Source organism: Streptomyces triticagri, assembly GCF_003429565.1.
GTDB classification, from domain to species: Bacteria; Actinomycetota; Actinomycetes; order Streptomycetales; family Streptomycetaceae; genus Streptomyces; species Streptomyces triticagri.
On record NZ_QUAK01000141.1, the window covers coordinates 1 to 1,339 of the forward strand.

The following is a 1,339-nucleotide window of genomic DNA, read 5'->3' on the forward strand; positions in this document are numbered from 1 at the left end:
CAGGGCGGTTTCAGAGTCTGATTGATCATGCGTTGGTGCAGGTCAGTTGAGGTTGATGAGGTCCAGTGGGCGGCGGAAGCCGTCGTAGGACATCTCGCGGAGCCCGGCGGCGATATTCGTGTGGCCGGCGGCGCGCAGGGCGTTGATCGCGAAGCTGCGGAGGGTGGCCATGTTGTCCGGACGGTGGCCGGTGCGGATCTTGGAGGCGTCCACCGCGAAGGTCGTATCGCGGACGAAGTGGAGCCGGTTTTCGATCACCCACTGCAAACGGATGATCTTCGCGAGTCGCTGTGGGGAGGCTTGTTGGCTGGTCAGGTCGGTGATGACGAGACGGTTTCGCGGCTGCGTTTACCGGTCTTGGTCCGGGTGCGGTGGCGCACGACGCGGGCGACCTGGGCGGCGTGGGGGAAGTCGACACCGAGGTCGGTGACGGTCAAGGCCGTAACGACGCGGTCCTCGGTGCGGCCGTGCCCGGTGGTGCGGTCGTAGTACTTCGCGCTGGCCTGCTGCCAGGGAAGAGCGTGAAGCTGTTCATACAGACCGGGCCGGTTGCGTTTCACGGTGAGCGCGTAGCGTGCCTGCTTCTGCTCGACGAGGAAGCGGGCGTGGTCCCGCTGGGCGTGCAGCGCGTCGGCGGTCACGGTCACCCCTTGCAAGTCGAAGGGCGCCAACAGGTCGGCGAAGCAGGTGATCTCGTTCGTCTTCTTCGGCACCCGCAGCCGGGTGACGGTCATCCCCTCACCGGTGATCGCGGCCAGCAGATGGGCCGCGGGACTGTCATCGGTCCGCGAGCCGCGGGCGCTCTTGCCATCCACCGCCAGGGTGTCGGCCCGGGCCGGATCGTGCCCGAGCAGGTCGGCGAGCCCGCCGGGACAGACGGCGTTGATGACGCGGCGGATGGTCGCGGCACTCGGCGCGATACGGACGTGGAAGGCCGTCGTGGTGCGGACACCCAGCCGGGGCCAGGGTGTCCTGCGGCGGGTTGGACGCCCACTGCCCGATCGCGGCGAACGACTTCGCGCCAGTCAACACCGCCGAACAGGCCGTCAGGAGCACACTCACGAACGGGTGACGCCGTCCGCGTCGGCCGCGCGGATCAGTCAAGGTCGCCAGCCATCCGGGCAGACCCGCGATCGCACGGTGCTGACGCGACGGCGACTTGATCAGGCACACGGTGGCAGACTGGCGACACATCGAAGCTCCGTTGGGCGAAGGTGACTTGGGAAGGTCACCTGCACAACGGAGCTTCGTTGCGCGGGCCACGGCCCCAGTCGGCACCGTCACGCCGCCGTGGCCTGCACACTCACTTAATCAACTCGACTTTGAAACCGCCCTGCCC

The 1,339-nt window shown here is 67.7% G+C and carries 2 protein-coding genes and 1 pseudogene; all 3 read right to left on the reverse strand.

The window, feature by feature from the left end; all coding sequences use genetic code 11:
* Nucleotides 1-42: 42 nt before the first annotated feature.
* Nucleotides 43-267, reverse strand: coding sequence for a hypothetical protein (locus tag DY218_RS35640; RefSeq protein ID WP_456341174.1), 225 nt, complete (start codon nt 265-267; stop codon nt 43-45).
* 44 nt (nt 268-311) lie between these two features.
* Nucleotides 312-1,025, reverse strand: a complete 714-nt coding sequence (locus tag DY218_RS35395) for an ISAs1 family transposase (protein WP_128558276.1) — start codon at nt 1,023-1,025, stop codon at nt 312-314.
* Nucleotides 940-1,194 (reverse strand): annotated as a pseudogene (locus DY218_RS35945) (transposase family protein); the annotation flags it as partial. The gene DY218_RS35395 and the pseudogene DY218_RS35945, both read right to left, overlap by 86 nt.
* Between the last annotated feature and the right edge of the window lie 145 nt (nt 1,195-1,339).